Below are 16,451 nucleotides of genomic sequence, written 5' to 3'. Positions count from 1 at the left end.
ATATTGTTGGGACTAGATTGGCGTTCATATTCCAACTCTAGTCCTATTTCCTGCTTGATGCTCTACAACCTCCAACTGACAATACTTCAGCCCCTTTACTGATGGCCGAGGAACACCGGTTACGCCCTAGGCCTATAGATTTGAGCAATTATCTGAGGTGAGGGATCATTTCTTTCTCCACCCTTACTCCTCAAGATTATGGGTAGTGATGATCTTTCTCTGTGCTGTCATTAATCGGACGATCATCTAACGTGGGGAATATATGCCTTTTCCATATCAAGGCACTGCCACTTTACAACTCTTTGATCAGCAGTCTCACTGGCCCGTTCAATTTTCTCAGGCTTAGGTGGAAAAATCTGCTTGCTTACAATGTAGTACATGATTGCCAAAAACTCACGCCTAATTTGCACAAGCCACTGGGCAACATCTAACGTGACTGGCTTAGAAACAACTTCAAACCCAAAATTTCGATAGATCAATGACGTTCGACCCGTGTGTAAACCATCGGTAACCAGCAAAATTTTAGGTTTTTCTGCAGCAGCCCGATCAAACGGCATATACCGCTTGGTATAAAATGCATTTTCCCATGTGGTAGCCGCACAGGCTTCACCGCTAACATTTGCATCTGGTACCCCCATTTCCTTAGCAAGGCCGACCAGAATAGGGGCGTCATTAGCACCGCTCATAAATATATGGGGAGCCCGGCCGGCCTGCCACAGATCTACCGCTGCCGCTGCCCGACGCTCGTTATAACCGTTGCCGCGTCCCACAACAACGATGGCATCTACGGGCTGGCCAGTGTCTAACCGAGTCATCATCAGGCGTAATAGCCGGTTGACCCACCAGGGCGATAGCCCAACCACAAAAAGGATTACCAGTAGCCATTGGACGAATTTAGAACGGGCTCCATGCCTGTGCACTGAGAGATGTTTGCCCTTAGGGAAACCCATAGACATGAAAGAGATAATGAACTGACAAAGGTGCTCATTCCAGGGAATCAGCCCCGAGGATGAGCACCTTTGAATACGTACATAGTAAACCTGACAGATTCAGAGGAGAAACAACGGAGATCACTTCCTGGGTCAAATCCTCAGCCCCTGAGTCACACCTCTACTAAAACTCTACTGAGCAGCTTTCCTTAGGTATACGGCTGCCATATCCAATCGGATGCACCCAAAAAAGAAAAAACGTCCACCACTGGTTCTACCCGGAAGCGGGCCACCTGATACCCCGGTGCTGTTAAGTCAGCCCCGGTAAAGTTCAGCGGTAAACCATTCAGCGCACCGGAGTCAGGGGTACCGAGAATGTGCCGACGATCAGGCCAGGGTGCTCAGTCACAACGCCATTTTCATCGGTGCCCGTATTGGGTGTTAATTTTACTTGGCAATCAAGCCTTGTGTTTTGGGATAGACTTCTGCTGTGATCGTCATTTGATCGCCAACGGTGGCGTTGCTGACTCCCGATCGAGGATGAGATAGTGATACCAAACACAAACTGGGATTCTTCATGGCAAACCGACCAAGTCAAACCATCACATTACTGAGTCAGCATGGCTGCTTTGGTGGCACTGTCGGCATCTATAGTCACCAGTCTGAGCAATGCCAATGCCCCATGAAGTTTGCGGTGTATCTGCCACCCCAGGCCGAGCTCAAACCAGTACCCGTGCTTTATTTCCTAGCAGGGCTCACCTGCACTGAGCAAAATTTCATCACCAAGGCCGGAGCCCAAGCCTATGCGGCCCACCATGGCCTGATGTTAGTGGCCCCCGATACTAGCCCCCGGGGAGATGATGTCCCGGACGAGGAGGGCTGGGACTTTGGCAGTGGCGCTGGCTTTTATGTGGATGCCACCGAAGAACCATGGGCCAAGCACTATCGGATGTACAGCTATGTGACCGAGGAACTGCCCACCCTGATCCATGGAAGTTTTGCCGCAGACCCGACCCGACAAGGTATTTTTGGCCATTCCATGGGGGGCCATGGAGCCTTGGTCTGCGGCCTGCGTAATCCCGATAAATACCAATCCATCTCCGCCTTTGCTCCCATTGCTGCCCCCAGTCAATGTGCCTGGGGGCAGAAGGCCTTGGGTAAGTATGTTGGCTCAGATGAATCTACCTGGGCAGCCTATGATGCCAGTGAGTTAGTCAAACAGCAGGCTCAGGCAAACCGGCTCATTCTGATTGATCAGGGCTTAGCTGATTCATTTTTGGAACAGCAGCAGCTGAAACCTGAGGTGTTCAAGGCAGCCTGTGAAGCCGCAGGCCAACCGTTAACCCTCAGGATGCAGACGGGGTATGACCATGGCTATTACTTTATCTCCAGCTTCATGGAAGACCACATTAGACACCATGCCCAGGTACTGTGTCCATAGAACAAACAGGATCAGCCGTTGTTGTTGCCAATGACTCTGGGACATTAGCCACCGAGTAAAAACAGCCCCACCAAAGTGGCACTGTTCCACAGGCTATGGATCAACATGGGGGCAAGTAAATTGCGCGATCGCGTATAGACCCAAGCCAGAATAGCCCCCAACAAGGTTAGGGGGATGACTTCTGACAGGCTGAGGTGAGCGGACGCAAAAATAAAGCTGCTCAACAAAATCGCTCCCCAAACGGGCATATACCGGGTGAGGGAAGGGAGTAAAAAGCCCCGAAAAAGTATCTCTTCAAACACAGGTGCTGCCACCGCCGCCGTCAGGAAAAATAGCAAGAGGGCAACAACATCGCTTTCTTGCAAAACCGTTTGCAGCAGGGGGTTGTTTCCTCCCTGTCCCTGCCAGATTTGTTGGTTCAGGGCAGAGATCGCGATCATCAGGGGTAGGGCCACCACATAGCCCCCGACTCCCCACAGGGGCCAGCGATCGAATACTTTGAACTGAAACCAATCCTGGGGTAAGGGCCGATAGGTCCAGATCGACGCGATCAGCACCGTAATGCCGCTGGCCGACATTAACAGATAAAAGATCATGGAATATAGCGCTCGTCCACGACTGCCCGTGGACGCAAAGTTCAGACCTGACAGTTGTAATACCAGCGGAATCAGCAGTTGTCCCACAAAGAAAAAGCCAACAATCAGCACCTGCCAAATAATTTCACCGTCCCAGGGCACATCCCAAGGTGCAACGGCTTTCGCTAAAAGCGACTGATCACGGTTGGTAAACCACTGTACGACCAGGAAGACTAGCAGACCCACGCCGGCCATGCAACCCAACACGGGCATCGCCCCCACGGCGGATAGTTTCAGCAGCTTGGATTGGGCCGCTGCTTGTTCTTGTGCAGCCAACTGAGCCAGGTCCATGGAACGGTTATCTAGGGTGTAAAGCTTTTCTAAACTGCGGTACTGAAACCAGCCACTGAGCTGGCTGGTGATGGCCGTTTCAGCCCCAGGGGAAATGGCCGGCGGTGTCGCCCATAGGCCCAATAAAATACTGGCTACATCCGCCGTGGGGCCAGCGCCCTCCGTCAGGGATTGCCAACGCTGACGAGCATCGTTAATGTTTCTTTGTTCAGTGGCCAGGATGCCCAGCTTGAGGTCAATGGCATCGATCAGGGTTTGCTGTTGGGTAATGGCCGCCTTAAATTTTTCAGGTTGGGGGGTAATGGCATTGGCTTGAAGGGCGAGCTGTTTTTGCGATCGCACCACCCCCTCCGCCGCTTCTTTACGCACCGACTCATACTGCTTCGTGACCACTTCTAACGGTTTGGCCCCCAGTAGGGCATTGCCCAACTGCTTAAACTCGTCCTCGTCCAGTCCATCCCAGGCCGACGCTTGCAGCAGTAAATCACTTTGATACAGCTGTAGCTGTCCCGTCACCTGGGGCTGGGAAAAACTTTCATATAGCGATGAGGCCACCACCAGCGCCACAAGGCCCGTCAAAATCGATAAAACAACCCGCTTTAGCGTCATTTAGCAAATCACAGACAGCCTAGGCATTATCGCATTTGGGGGCGGACAGTGGAATTTGCCCAGCCTTCCACGCCTGATTTATTAACGACTATTGCCAAGGGGAGTAATCCTCTGGACAGAGTGATTTAATGATTTCCAGGCGACATGGTATCAACCAATACGAACCGACGGTTTTAACCCACGTGTAAGGTGCTGAATTGCTATGAAACGTAGACAGTTAATTGGTTATGGCTTGACCGGTGCTGCCAGTACTGCCGCGTTAACCGCCTGTGCCCAACAATCCACCGCTCCCTCTGCGGCTGGTGATGGAGAGGCCCTGCCAACGGTGCGGTGGAAAATGGCCACTAGCTGGCCCAAATCTTTGGATACGTTGTTTGGCGCGGCGGAAATTGTGTGCGATCGCATCGCTGCCATGACCGATGGTCGCTTCACCATCGAACCCTATGCTGGCGGCGAAATCGTCCCCCCCTTACAGGTCCTAGACGCGGTTGAAGAAGGCAGCATGGAATGTGGCCACAGTGCCTCTTACTACTATGTGGGCAAAAGTGCAGCCCTCGCCTTTGGCACCACCGTCCCCTTTGGCCTCAATGCCCAGCAGCAGAACGCTTGGCTTTACCACGGCGGCGGCTTGGAATTAATGCAAAAGCTCTACGCTACCTTTAACACCATTAACTTCCCCGCCGGCAATACGGGCGTTCAAATGGGCGGCTGGTTTAAAAAAGAGATCAATACCGCTGCGGACCTCCAGGGCCTAAAAATGCGCATTCCTGGCCTCGGCGGCCAGGTCATGGCCAAGTTGGGGGTGAACGTTCAGAACCTGCCCGGCAGTGAGATTTTCCTAGCCCTAGAGCGGGGGGCCATTGATGCCGCTGAGTGGGTCGGTCCCTACGACGATGAAAAGCTCGGTCTGCAAAAAGCTGCTCAGTTTTACTACTATCCTGGCTGGTGGGAGCCCGGTCCATCCTTTGACATGCTCATCAACCTGGATGCCTGGAATTCGCTACCGGCGCTGTATCAGGAAATTGTGAAAACAGCTTGCATGGAATCTAACATTAGCACCCTGGCAAAATACGATGCGGTTAATGGAGCCGCCCTCCAGAGCCTGTTGGCAGCCAACGTGCAGATCAAGCCCTTTAGCAATGAAATTTTGGCAGCTGCTGAAAAAGCCGCCTTTGAAATCTATGAAGAAAACGCTAGTCAGGATGCCGATTTTAAGGAGATCTACGATCAGTGGGTGTCCTTCCGCACCTCAATTTACGGCTGGAACCGCATCAACGAACTAGGCTTTGCTAGCTTCTCTAATCAAGCAACTTAGAATCCAACGGTCCCCACAGACACAGGGGTGACATATCTGAAAACACAAATGAGGGGGGTAGGAATGTTTGGGGGTTGTGATCCCCCTCACCACTTTCCCTCAGCCAACCTCAGAAGCCCCTTAAACAATCCTCAGTTACCCGTCAGATAGCGTTCAGGTAGCTCCTGCATTCTTGTAATTAATGAAGTCAATCATTGATTGTTCAAGGGGGTTTAACCATGAAACGCACACTTCTTTCCGCTTTAACTGTTCTTGTTGCTGCAGCTGCGGTTGCTCCCGTAGCCTCTGCTGTTGAGCCTGCTAATGTCGATATTCAAACTGCTCGCTTAGAAGCTCTCGACGCCCGCACTAAAAATTCTGTCCACAATCTACGCCTTGAGCATCTCAACAACCAGACTAAGGCTATCGAAGATATCCAAGCGGCTCGCCTAGGCGCTCTTGATGCCCGCACTAAGACTGTTGATAACATTCAGGAAGCTCGCTTAGAAGCCCTTGATGCTCGGACTAAAACAACGGTTGAACACAAAATCCAGGTTGAATATCTGAATCACCAAACTAAGGCTATTGACGACATCCAAGCGGCTCGTCTAGATGCCCTGGACGCCCGCACTAAAAATAGCGTTCACAAGCTGCGTCTTGAGCACCTGAATCATCAGACTAAAGCTGTTGCAGATATTCAAGCCACTCGATTGGAAGCGTTGGATGCTCGGACTAAGGCTGCTTAAATTTCCTCGGCGCGGCAAGCGCTGGATGCTCGTACTAAGGCTGCTTAAATTGCCTCGGCGCGGCAGTGGCCCTCACCGACATGTCCCAGCCCCTGATAGATATCAGCGAGCTGGAGTTGCTCTGCCCCAGTGAGCTTTGCCTCTAAGTCTTCAGGAGTTACATTCACAGTGCCGTCCTGTGCTAAAGCCGCAAATGGGTCAAAGCCCAGTGCTCCTTGATTGAGTACATCATCTTCAGGGGTATCGATATCACCAAACAGATGGTCAAAGTGAAAGGTGGTTTCTACCTCTGCCGTTCCCCCAGGGTCCAAAATCCCTTTGCGCTCATCGCCAATAAAGTCACCGCAGAAAAACTCAAACGATGGGTTCATGGCAATTTCAAACGGAATTGTTTCACCATTACGGGTGGCGGTGCCGATCAGTACCAACGATGGTGCGTTTTCTGAAACCAGCTTCCAAGATAGGGCATTGTAACGGCCTGCTGGAGTTTCTACCTGCCCCACTAGGATAGGCGCAGCGTTGTTGTCACCTTCGGCCAAGTCCACACTGGCTGAGTCAGTGAGTAGTAGGGCCTTGGTCTCAGCGGTAATGTTCACATCCGCCTCCGGATTAAAAGGAGGCTCTGACTGATAGGCAACCACGTCCTTAATGTTGGTATAAACGTGGTCAAACTCGATTTGCCAGCCGTCTTTGCTAGTAAATCCCTGCCGAATAAAGTCTTCGCCGTTGGCCCGCAGTTCTAGCGTGCCAACCTGAACTTCGGGCGACTGAGTACAAGCCACAACCCCTAATAAGCATGGGATAACAGCCACACTCCACAACCGATTTCTATCCATAACGTTTTCCTAAAGCGGCCTCTTATTGAAACACTTCTTTTTTTGCACTTCAATACCCCCCAGGGGGAAAACCGCTTTAGAGAAAGCAGCCTGAACGACATTTGCCTAACGATGCTCTGGCCTTGCCTCCCATCGTAAAGATCAAATCAAAGTTTATCCGGATGACAATAGAGCGCGGCCAAACAGGCTTTATGGCTGCTTGGCGACAATACAGCCTGCTGCTGCTGCAAAGCTAATAGCAGCGACTACTAACGAGACGGTTAGGCTCAAATCCTCTCCAATACTGCCCAACACACTCATGGCTGCCGCTCCGCCGCTAAAGTAGAGACCGGTACCTAAACCTGCTTTTGTGGGGGGCACCATGGAAAGGGCATAGGGTAGGGTGCCATTACCTACCAGACTGAAGGCTATGCCGATTGCGATCGCAACCAACACAGCCGCCCCAGCCGTCCCCATCACACTGGTTACCCCAGTCGCTACAATCAGCCCACCAAATCCAAATATCATCGCCTTGCGATTCCCCAGCTTAGTCGCCAGCTGCCCACAGGGCAAAGCACTCAGCGCCACCACCACAAACAGCACCACCATAATCAATTCCGGCCGACCAAATCCCGTGGCAGATACCGCCTTAGGAAAGCTGCCCAACAATAGCCTCAGCCCCACAGACACCGAAGCTCCGGTGCCAAATATCCACGGCAGATTGGCCCATTGCAATTGGCCATTGACCACCGATGAAGACGGAGAGCTAGACACCGATCGATTGGGCTGTACCTGCCCTAGCACCAAGGCAGCCACCAGTAACACCACCGTGCCAATAGAAAACGCCGCCAAGGGCCCCAAACCCAAAATAAAGCCGCTAACTAGGGGGACCATCGCCCGCGTGACACCGCCCACCATGGTCAATAGACTCGCCGCCTGGGGCAAGTCGGCTCCAAAAGCATAGCGCCCCAGCAGCGATAGCGCTGGACTGCGAAAAATGGTCATCGCCAAGGCCCAGGCCACCAAGGCAAAGGGCAGCAGGGCCTTCAGGGACGCGCCCCCCAACACCACTAACGGAATCGCCAAAAAGCATACAGCCGACACAATCATCCCCAGGGCAATCAGCGGAAAGGAGCTACCGACCCAACGCTGCCGTTGGTCCGAAAAAGTCCCCATCAGGGGCTCCATCACCGCCCCTATAGCATTTTCAATCACTAGCAGTACGGTGGCCAACCCCGCTGAGAATCCAAGCGTTAGCAGCAAATCATCTAAATAGAGATTGTAAATAACCCACGTCAGGGAAATCGACCCCTGCACCATAGCCAATCCTAAAACTTGCAGCCAAAGAATTCGTCGCCCGCCTAACGCATTTTCCATGGGAATCCACTCATCAACAATAGCTAGTGATCACTAATACAAGGGTCATGGTCAGCAATAAGCACAGTCTTAGATGTTCTAAACATTGACGACCACATTGACGGCCACATTGACGACTGTAGAGGCGCAACGCCCGGACATTTGGAGTTTACCCGCTCAGCGACGGCAGCCAATTCACCAAACCTGGAAATACAATAATCATCACCAGCAGCAGCAATTGCAACGCAATAAACGGCACCACACCGCGATAAATATTCCCTGTGGACACCTCCTTAGGCGCCACCCCCCGCAAATAAAACAGGGCAAACCCAAAGGGGGGCGTCAAAAACGACGTTTGCAAATTGGTCCCAATGATCACCCCGTACCACACCAGATCCAGCCCCAACTGCTGAGCCACCGGCGCAAATAGGGGAATCACAATAAACGCAATCTCAAAGAAGTCAATAAAAAAGCCCAGGAAAAAGACCGTCGCCATGCTGACCACTAAAAAACCCACCTCACCACCGGGCAAGTTGGTCAGCACATCAAATATAAAACTGTCCCCCCGCAGTCCGCGAAACACTAGGCTAAAGGCCGTCGAGCCCAACAGAATGAAAATCACCATGGTGGTGGTACGCAGCGTGTTATCACACACCTCACGCAGGTTGCGGATCGTCAGCTGCCGGTTAAACCCAGCCAGCACCATCGCCCCCACCCCACCCAAAGCCCCCGCTTCCGTAGGTGTGGCCACCCCAAAGAAGATGCTGCCCAACACCAACAAAATCAGCACCAGCGGCGGCACCATGACTTTCAATACCTTGAGGGCCAAGGCTTTACCCCGAATTTTCAATAACTCCGGCGGGAGGGCAGGCAGCAGGTCCGGACGGACAAAAGCCAGGATCGTCACATGCACCACATAGGTCCCAGCCATTAGCAAACCGGGGATAAATGAGCCTAAAAACAAATCCCCCACGGACACCCCCAGCTGATCCGCGAGCACCACTAACACAATGCTGGGGGGAATGATCTGCCCCAGAGTACCTGACGCAGCAATGACTCCCGTCGCCACATCTTTGTTGTAGCCGTAGCGCAGCATGGTGGGCAGGGAAATCAGGCCCATGGTCACCACCGTTGCCGCAACCACTCCAGTAGTTGCCGCCAGCAGTGCGCCCACCACCACCACCGCAATAGCCAACCCACCCCGCAACCGACCAAACAGACTGCCCATGGTTTCCAGCAGGTTTTCCGCAATGCCGGACTTGTCTAGCATTGCCCCCATAAAAATGAAATAGGGAATGGCCAGCAGGGTGAAATTATTCATGATGCCGAATATGCGTTGCGGCATCGCGGTCATAAAAATAGGGTCAAACACCCCGAGGGAAATCCCCAACAGGCCAAATAGAATGGCCACCCCACCCAGGGAAAAAGCAACGGGATATCCCAGGGATAGCAGCACCAGGGTACCAGCAAACATCATTGGCCCCAGCCAATCAATCAGCATCATTCACCCCCTGCTCTAGGGTATGGACAGTGTCATCCGCTGGTAAGTGGCCGGAAAAAATGGCCCAATTTTTAATCGCTTCCGAGATGCCTTGTAATATCAGCAGCCCAAAGCTGACCAAAATCATCGTTTTGATGGGAAAGCGCAACAGTCCTCCGGGGTCCGGTGAATTTTCCCACACCGCCCAGGACTTGATCACGGCCCCCCAAGAGAAATAAAGCACTAAGACGGAAAAGGGAATGAGGAATATCACCGTGCCAATGAAGTCGGCCAGGGCCTTACCCCGCCGGGACCAGCGATCGTAAAACACATCCACCCGCACATGGCCATTTTTTTGCAGGGTATAGGCGGCCCCCAGCAAAAAGACCACATCAAATAGGTACCACTGGGTTTCGATCAGGGCATTAGAACTGAGGTTTTGGCCCACGAGATTACCGAGGTAGCGACCGAGCACATTCCAGGTGCCCACGCCAATCATCACCAGTACCAACCAGTAGGCGAACTTGCCTATTTGGAGGGTAAATGCGTCTATCCTACGGGCGATAGAGAGTAAGGACTGCAAAGTATTGTGCCAATTTTCTACCGTCGTATTTTATATCGTTGCTATGGGGGTATTGGGTGCGATCGCACAATTTGCAATGTTTACCCGCCCACAGGTAGTTACGATTCATCGGCAGCCCCGGGGTTAGGCAGTGCAAGAAAAACCATGGATATGGGGTTGAAGATCGGTAGCAGCAACGGTCAAACTATGGGCTTGGGCCAGGGGCTCCCACTCCCCTTCGAATAAAGGTTCAGAGGCCAAGATAATGCCCTTGGGCTGGCGTAGCAGATAAAACGAGGGAGCTTTGGCCTGGTTATCAAAACGTGCGGCCACCAACTGATCACCATCGCTCAGTACAATCACCCCCGACACCCGCACGGCATACTTATTGGCCAAGGATTGAATCATTTCAATGGCCTGTTCTAAAGCCCCTAGCAATCCCACCTGGGGTTCTAGCTCTAGTAAATGGGTAATCAGGGCGAATATGTGTTCGGAATCGGTGAGACCGTAAATATTTTGATAGGCCAGATCCCCAATCAGGTCTCGCATCGGGCGATAGAGGGTTTGGCGAAATTGATCGATCCAGCCGTTATGGACAAATAGCAGCTGACCATGGCGAAACGGCTGACAGTTACTAAAGTCTAGGGGTAGCCCTGGGGTGGCACTGCGAATGTTAGAAACGAAGGACCGGGATCGGACGTACCGACATAGGTGGGGCAAATTCGCATCATTCCAGATCGGTAAGACATTGCGATAGACAAAGGGCTCCGCTGCCATATCGTCTGGGTGGTGCCAGCCGATGCCAAAGCCATCGGCATTGAGCAGAGCCACCTCTAGTTCTTTGGGTTGATAGCTTTGAACAATTAGGGAATGCTTAGGTTTAAAAATAAGATCTTCAAGGGGGATGGGTTCTCCTAAATACGCAAGTAAACGGCACATAGCGAAGGTGAAAGGGTATTAATAGTTGGCGTTACTAATCTTTGGCAGGTTTGGCAGGATTGAATCTGGTCACTCTCGACCAACAGCAGTGAGGTCAGCAGATCGCTCAGATTGATGGATTGCCCCCAATCAGCAACGACGTACTTTAGTTTGTCAGAGAGAACGCAGCTGTGGCTAAAAGAGCCCAACCAATGATTAGGGCCAGACCCCCAATGGGAGTCACCGCACCTAGCACTTTGATCCCAGACAGACTGAGGCCATAGAGACTGCCGGAAAAGATCACAATGCCAATGAGGAAGGCCCAACTGGCGTAGCTGAACCAGCTATTACTCGGAAGTTGCAGCCAGAGTAGTCCCACCAATAGTAATGCGAGGGAATGATACATCTGGTAGCGCGTGCCTAGCTCAAAGGTAGCTAAAGCCTTTTCGGTTAGCTGGGCTTTGAGGGCATGGGCTCCAAAGGCTCCCCCGGCCACGGATAGTCCTCCTAGGATGGATGCGATCGCAATACATAGGCGAGCAGTCATGACGCAACTTAAAAACGAACCCTTCCAGGGTAAACAATGCCCCGTCATTCTGCCTGAGGGATTGCTGACTAAATCAAACTTGATTGTTCTGCTTTAGCAAAACTTCAATCCAAGTTAGTCACTTATACCTAGGGTCTATCAGCTGATCTCAAAGTCTCGTAGAGGACAATATAAACAGGAATACCCCCTTATCCTCCTCCCATACAGACTCTTCTTTCCCTTTTCAGCAGCGATAATCTTCCCAAAAATCGCTGCTGTCATCTATTTACATCCTTAATCGCTCCCGATTGGGGCTGACATTACTCATGGACACCTTCGCTAAAGCAATCGTGGTATTGGGGTTACTACCAGTGGTGGGCAGCGGCATTGTCCTAGCAGATCATTCGCCCTTGCTAGCCCAGAGCATCGTGCCCACTGACCAAACAACCCAGACCCTCATCTCAGACCAAGGGGTCATTGACATTAACGGTGGGACTCAAGCAGCAGGCAATCTCTTCCACAGCTTTGACCAATTCAATCTAGACCAAGGACAAACAGCCAACTTCATCACCCTACCCAGCACCGAGGCCGTCATCGGCCAGGTCATCGGTGGTAGAGCCTCCACCATTGATGGCCTACTACAGGTGACAGGCAGCCAGGCCGACCTGTACTTGATCAATCCTGCGGGCTTACTGTTTGGTCCCAATGCCCAACTGGATCTCAGGGGCTCCTTCACCGCCACTACGGCCACCCACCTAGGTAATGACACCCAGTGGTTTGAAGTGCTTAGCAATCCTGACTACAGCACGTTGGTTACCTCGCCCAGCCATTTTGGCTTTAGTCGTCCCAGCAGCATCGTCAACCATGGGCAACTGACCGTTTTAGACAGCCAACACATCAGATTGCTAGCGCCTCAAGTAACCAATACCGGTACCCTCATAGCCCCCGATGGGGAAGTCACCCTCTTCGCAGCAGAGCCCGGACAAACCATCCATCTGGGGCAGAGTGACGGCTTACTAAGCCTAGAGATCACCGCTAGCGATGGTGCGTCAGACTCTTTAGCAGCCATGATTACAGGGGGTAATCTTGACCATAGCAGCAGCTTAGTCATTGACCATGACGGGGCGATCGCCTTGGTTTCCGGTAACATACCTGCCGCATCTCCACCGTCCTTTACCCTTTATAACACCGGCAATATCTCTACCCAAGGCTCCACGGGTGGTGAAATCAATCTGTTAGGCAATACCATCCAGGTAACCAATAGCCTCCTAGACGCCTCCGGCAGTAACCAAGGTGGCCACATCCGTATCGGTGGCGACTATCAAGGCCAACGGGCATTACCCCAGGCGTCTCAAGTCGAGATTACTCATACTGCTAGCCTGATGGCCGATGCCACCCAGGGCAATGGTGGTCAAGTCATTGTCTGGTCAGACGGCACCACACTATTTGATGGCACCATCTCAGCCCAATCCGCAACAGGAGACGGTGGTCTCGTAGAAACCTCAGGGCTAAAGCGATTGAGGATTGGAGAAAACGCATCCGTTGTGACTACTGCCCCACACGGAGAGACAGGCATCTGGCTCCTTGATCCCACTGACCTCACCATAGTTGATACAGGTGGATTAGGAGCTATCGTTACTGACTCCAATGACATCACCGCCAGCACCATTAATGCCCTTACCATTGTTAGTGCCTTAAATAGCACAAATGTCATCTTGCAAGCCACTGACACCATTGATGTCAATGCAGCCATTAATACCAGCGACAATGATATCAGTAGTAATCTATTTCTCGATACAGCTACTCTCAATCTCAATGAACGTATTACTCTTCAGGGCAGTGGTCAGTTATCTGGAACTGCTAACACCGTTAATGTGGGTGTCAATGGCAGCATTCAAAATGGGGTAGATGCTGTTACTGATGGAGGCACAGTCAACTTAGCCGCAACAATTTATCGCGAGGGAGATACCATCACTCTAGATCACCCCCTTACGCTTATAGGCCAAGGACAAGACAGCACATTCATTAGTGGTGACACTGATAATAATGGGGTCGGTGACCATAAGGTCTTCGACATCACCAGTAGCGGATATAACATTAATCTCATTGGCTTAACCATTAAAGATGGCTCCAGCACATTAGACGGCGCCGGACTCAGCAATGCTGGGGATAATGTTGCCATCAGCAATGTCACGTTTGCCAACAACGAAGTTATCGGTAGTGCTCGAGACGGTGGTGCTATCCACAACCGAGGCTCGCTAACCATTTCAAATTCAACCTTTGAAAACAACAGCGCCAATCGCGGTGGGGGACTCTTCAACAGTGGCATAGCCACCCTCAGTACCGTGGATTTCAGCTCAAATCTGGCAATTAGTGAGGGCGGTGGACTCTACAATCAAACAAATGCCACCAGTATGATTAGCACTGGCATTTTTACCAGCAACAGCGCTCAAAGTGGCGGTGGTATCTACAATGGTGGCAATATGCACTTACTAGATAATGTTATAGCTAACAACCAAGCTACAGGAGTAGACCAAAATGGCGGTGCCGGCATTTTGAATACGGATGGAGGTAGCCTGATAGTTGACAATAGCCTGATCGCTAACAATACATCAGCCACTCATGGCGGTGGCATTTTGAATCTGGCTAGTAATGCTCAAACTGTGGTTGAGATCGCCAACAGCTCCATTGTCGGCAATCAAGCAGCCACTAAAGGTGGGGGTATTGAAAACGCCAGTCTTGTTGGATTAGAAAGACTAGCCGAGTTAACTGTTATTAACAGCACTATTTCCATTAATCAAGCAATGACCGGAGGTGGCATCCGTACAGTTGGTCCAACCACCCTCACCAATGTCACCATTGCAGAAAATATCGCCACTAGCTCTGGCGGCGGCATCTCTGAAAATGAAGTTACGGCTGAAATTCCAGCGTTAACCAACACCATTGTGGCCAACAACAGGGCTCCCATCAACCCTGATGTGGAAGGCCAATTTAGCGACCAAGGCCATAACCTAATTGGCATCGATCAAGGTAGCACGGGTTTTAATCTAAGTACCTTAGTGGGCACAACTAGGGCTCCCCTCGATCCAATCATTACATCCCTCAACAACAATCTTAGCCCTCTCCCTTCCCACCAGCTTCTCAATGGCAGTCCCGCTGCCAACGCTGGCCATAACTCAGTCGCCACTACCCGTGACCAACATGGGCAGCCAAGAATTATCGGTGACACCATCGATATCGGTGCAGTCGAAAGCGATATTCTACCTAACACTCGTCTCATTCCGACCGCAGTAGAACCAGAACCCCAAACTCCAATCGCTACACCACAGCCGCATACCCTAGGGCCATTTCCCTCCACGCCCCAACAGCAGTCTCCAGCGGCGGCTCTCGCTGACACCTCATTCGTTAGCCTGAACAATAACAGTATCTTCAGACAAGAGGAACAATCCGAACAAGCTTTCAATCCTGGGCAAAACCCAATAACGCCGACCTCACCCAATGGTCGTTTGCGCTATTTTGACGAGGAAGCCTTTCAATATCTGGAAGACTCTTTTAGTCAGGAGTACGAACGGTATTGGCAACTATCCCAAACACAGCCAGTCACCTTACCCTCTGTACAAGACATTCTGCACCAGGCTAATCAAACCTATCAAACCAACACAGCCGTCATTTATGCTACTTTTGTGCCCCAGACTCCCACCAATGAAAACTCCATTGACAAGTTTGTCCTACCCCGCACTACACAAGCACCTAACCCAGACGATCAGCTGCTACTGCTTTTGGTAACGGCTACGGGCGAGCCTGTGCAACAGCTGATTGATGTATCGCGCGCTGAATTAACCCAACAGGCGAAACTCTTCCGGCTAGCCGCCTCTGATCCAGAAGATTCTGTCAGCTATCAAGCCTTAGCACGACAAATGTATGACTGGCTGTTGGATCCGTTAGAGCAAGACTTGGCCGAAAAACAAATTGATCATGTGATGTACTCCCTTGATCAAGGACTGAGAAACATTCCCTTAGCCACCATGATGAAAGGTGATCGCTTTGTGATCGAGAAATATAGTGTCTCTCTTATTCCCAGCATGGGTCTGACCCAACTCCAGATTGGCAACATTGACTCTACACCTAGCCCCCTAATTGCTGGGGTCGAAGAGTTCTCAACCCTGAATGATCTGCCAGCCGTTCCCATTGAACTCGATGTGGTTGCTAAACGCCTGCAATCTAACGATGTCCTGCTAAATGAAACATTCACCCTCGACAACTTTTTAAGGCAACAAACTTCTCAAAACCCTAACCTATTGCATTTAGCTACCCATGCAGAATTTAATGCAGGTAATTTAGAAGAATCTTTCATTCAGTTTTGGGACTCTTCCTTCACATTTGAACAAATGAAAGATATGCCTTGGGCAGAGATAGAATTATTAATTTTAAGTGCCTGCAATACGGCGTTGAGTAGCCCCGACGCTGAACTGGGATTTATCGGTCTGGCGGCGGCAGCGGGCATAGAAACCTCCATGGGCAGCCTATGGAATGTTTCAGATGTGGGCACCCTCGCCCTGATGGCAGAATTTTATGCCCAACTCCCCAATACATCGCTCCGCTCCGACGCCATACAGCAGGCACAACTCTCTTTGCTACGCGGCGAAACCCATATCAACAACAATACGTTGAGTACATCCCGGGGCGATGTAGACCTCCCTGCCGAGTGGAATCTACCAACAGCAGATTTTGCTCATCCGTTCTACTGGGCGGGCTTCACGATGGTGGGAAATCCATGGCGTTAATCCCGTGGGTCAAGTCAACCATTATTTTGTCACACATTTTAGTAAAAACACTTAGACTGCAAGTA

General features: G+C 51.3%; 12 protein-coding genes. 4 read left to right on the top strand and 8 right to left on the bottom strand.

Annotated elements, in window-relative coordinates; all coding sequences use genetic code 11:
- Nucleotides 1–242: 242 nt before the first annotated feature.
- Nucleotides 243–863: a YdcF family protein gene (locus VB741_RS17455; protein WP_323366468.1), complete on the bottom strand. Its 621-nt coding sequence runs from the start codon at nt 861–863 to the stop codon at nt 243–245.
- Between the two features lie 643 nt (nt 864–1,506).
- On the opposite strand from VB741_RS17455, the gene fghA reads away from it, so the two are divergent.
- The gene (gene fghA / locus VB741_RS17450; RefSeq protein ID WP_323366467.1) at nt 1,507–2,370 is read left to right on the top strand and encodes an S-formylglutathione hydrolase; all 864 of its coding nucleotides are present in this window, start codon (nt 1,507–1,509) and stop codon (nt 2,368–2,370) included.
- 44 nt (nt 2,371–2,414) lie between these two features.
- On the opposite strand, the gene VB741_RS17445 is transcribed toward fghA, so the two are convergent.
- Nucleotides 2,415–3,905: a CPBP family intramembrane glutamic endopeptidase gene (locus VB741_RS17445; RefSeq protein WP_323366466.1), complete on the bottom strand. Its 1,491-nt coding sequence runs from the start codon at nt 3,903–3,905 to the stop codon at nt 2,415–2,417.
- A gap of 202 nt (nt 3,906–4,107) precedes the next feature.
- On the opposite strand from VB741_RS17445, the gene VB741_RS17440 reads away from it, so the two are divergent.
- Together VB741_RS17440 and VB741_RS17435 are read left to right on the top strand one after the other, a co-directional pair.
- A complete protein-coding gene (locus VB741_RS17440) occupies nt 4,108–5,220 on the top strand; it encodes a TRAP transporter substrate-binding protein (RefSeq protein WP_323366465.1) in 1,113 nt (370 codons plus the stop codon).
- A 218-nt stretch (nt 5,221–5,438) separates the two neighbouring features.
- Nucleotides 5,439–5,945, top strand: coding sequence for a hypothetical protein (locus VB741_RS17435; protein WP_323366464.1), 507 nt, complete (start codon nt 5,439–5,441; stop codon nt 5,943–5,945).
- Nucleotides 5,946–5,989: 44 nt separating this feature from the next.
- Here VB741_RS17435 and VB741_RS17430 read toward each other — a convergent pair whose 3' ends face one another.
- The 6 genes from VB741_RS17430 to VB741_RS17405 form a co-directional block, all read right to left on the bottom strand.
- Nucleotides 5,990–6,781: a DUF4382 domain-containing protein gene (locus VB741_RS17430; RefSeq protein WP_323366463.1), complete on the bottom strand. Its 792-nt coding sequence runs from the start codon at nt 6,779–6,781 to the stop codon at nt 5,990–5,992.
- Between the two features lie 189 nt (nt 6,782–6,970).
- Entirely contained in the window at nt 6,971–8,137 is a 1,167-nt protein-coding gene (locus tag VB741_RS17425) for an MFS transporter (RefSeq protein WP_323366462.1), read from the bottom strand.
- Nucleotides 8,138–8,285: 148 nt separating this feature from the next.
- On the bottom strand, nt 8,286–9,617 hold the full coding sequence (locus VB741_RS17420) for a TRAP transporter large permease (protein ID WP_442786385.1): 1,332 nt from the start codon (nt 9,615–9,617) through the stop codon (nt 8,286–8,288).
- A complete protein-coding gene (locus tag VB741_RS17415) occupies nt 9,607–10,179 on the bottom strand; it encodes a TRAP transporter small permease subunit (protein WP_323366460.1) in 573 nt (190 codons plus the stop codon). Before VB741_RS17415 ends, VB741_RS17420 begins: the two co-directional genes overlap by 11 nt.
- 123 nt (nt 10,180–10,302) lie before the next feature.
- On the bottom strand, nt 10,303–11,097 hold the full coding sequence (gene egtC / locus VB741_RS17410; protein WP_323366459.1) for an ergothioneine biosynthesis protein EgtC: 795 nt from the start codon (nt 11,095–11,097) through the stop codon (nt 10,303–10,305).
- Nucleotides 11,098–11,242: 145 nt separating this feature from the next.
- On the bottom strand, nt 11,243–11,623 hold the full coding sequence (locus VB741_RS17405) for a DUF423 domain-containing protein (protein ID WP_323366458.1): 381 nt from the start codon (nt 11,621–11,623) through the stop codon (nt 11,243–11,245).
- Between the two features lie 305 nt (nt 11,624–11,928).
- On the opposite strand from VB741_RS17405, the gene VB741_RS17400 reads away from it, so the two are divergent.
- Nucleotides 11,929–16,386, top strand: a complete 4,458-nt coding sequence (locus VB741_RS17400) for a CHAT domain-containing protein (RefSeq protein ID WP_323366457.1) — start codon at nt 11,929–11,931, stop codon at nt 16,384–16,386.
- Nucleotides 16,387–16,451 lie beyond the last annotated feature (65 nt).

It is taken from the genome of Leptothoe sp. PORK10 BA2 (assembly GCF_034932105.1).
Taxonomy (GTDB): Bacteria; Cyanobacteriota; Cyanobacteriia; order Phormidesmidales; family Phormidesmidaceae; genus Leptothoe.
The sequence above is the reverse complement of the archived record's forward strand: the minus strand, read 5'-3'. Positions and strand labels throughout refer to the sequence as shown.

What these genes read in the sequence shown, in the direction of transcription:
- fghA (WP_323366467.1), top strand. Translation starts at nt 1,507, where the DNA reads ATGGCAAACCGACCAAGTCAAACCATCACATTACTGAGTCAGCATGGC.
- VB741_RS17445 (WP_323366466.1), bottom strand. Translation starts at nt 3,905, where the DNA reads ATGACGCTAAAGCGGGTTGTTTTATCGATTTTGACGGGCCTTGTGGCG.
- VB741_RS17440 (WP_323366465.1), top strand. Translation starts at nt 4,108, where the DNA reads ATGAAACGTAGACAGTTAATTGGTTATGGCTTGACCGGTGCTGCCAGT.
- VB741_RS17435 (WP_323366464.1), top strand. Translation starts at nt 5,439, where the DNA reads ATGAAACGCACACTTCTTTCCGCTTTAACTGTTCTTGTTGCTGCAGCT.
- VB741_RS17430 (WP_323366463.1), bottom strand. Translation starts at nt 6,781, where the DNA reads ATGGATAGAAATCGGTTGTGGAGTGTGGCTGTTATCCCATGCTTATTA.
- VB741_RS17425 (WP_323366462.1), bottom strand. Translation starts at nt 8,137, where the DNA reads ATGGAAAATGCGTTAGGCGGGCGACGAATTCTTTGGCTGCAAGTTTTA.
- VB741_RS17420 (WP_442786385.1), bottom strand. Translation starts at nt 9,617, where the DNA reads ATGCTGATTGATTGGCTGGGGCCAATGATGTTTGCTGGTACCCTGGTG.
- egtC (WP_323366459.1), bottom strand. Translation starts at nt 11,097, where the DNA reads ATGTGCCGTTTACTTGCGTATTTAGGAGAACCCATCCCCCTTGAAGAT.
- VB741_RS17405 (WP_323366458.1), bottom strand. Translation starts at nt 11,623, where the DNA reads ATGACTGCTCGCCTATGTATTGCGATCGCATCCATCCTAGGAGGACTA.
- VB741_RS17400 (WP_323366457.1), top strand. Translation starts at nt 11,929, where the DNA reads ATGGACACCTTCGCTAAAGCAATCGTGGTATTGGGGTTACTACCAGTG.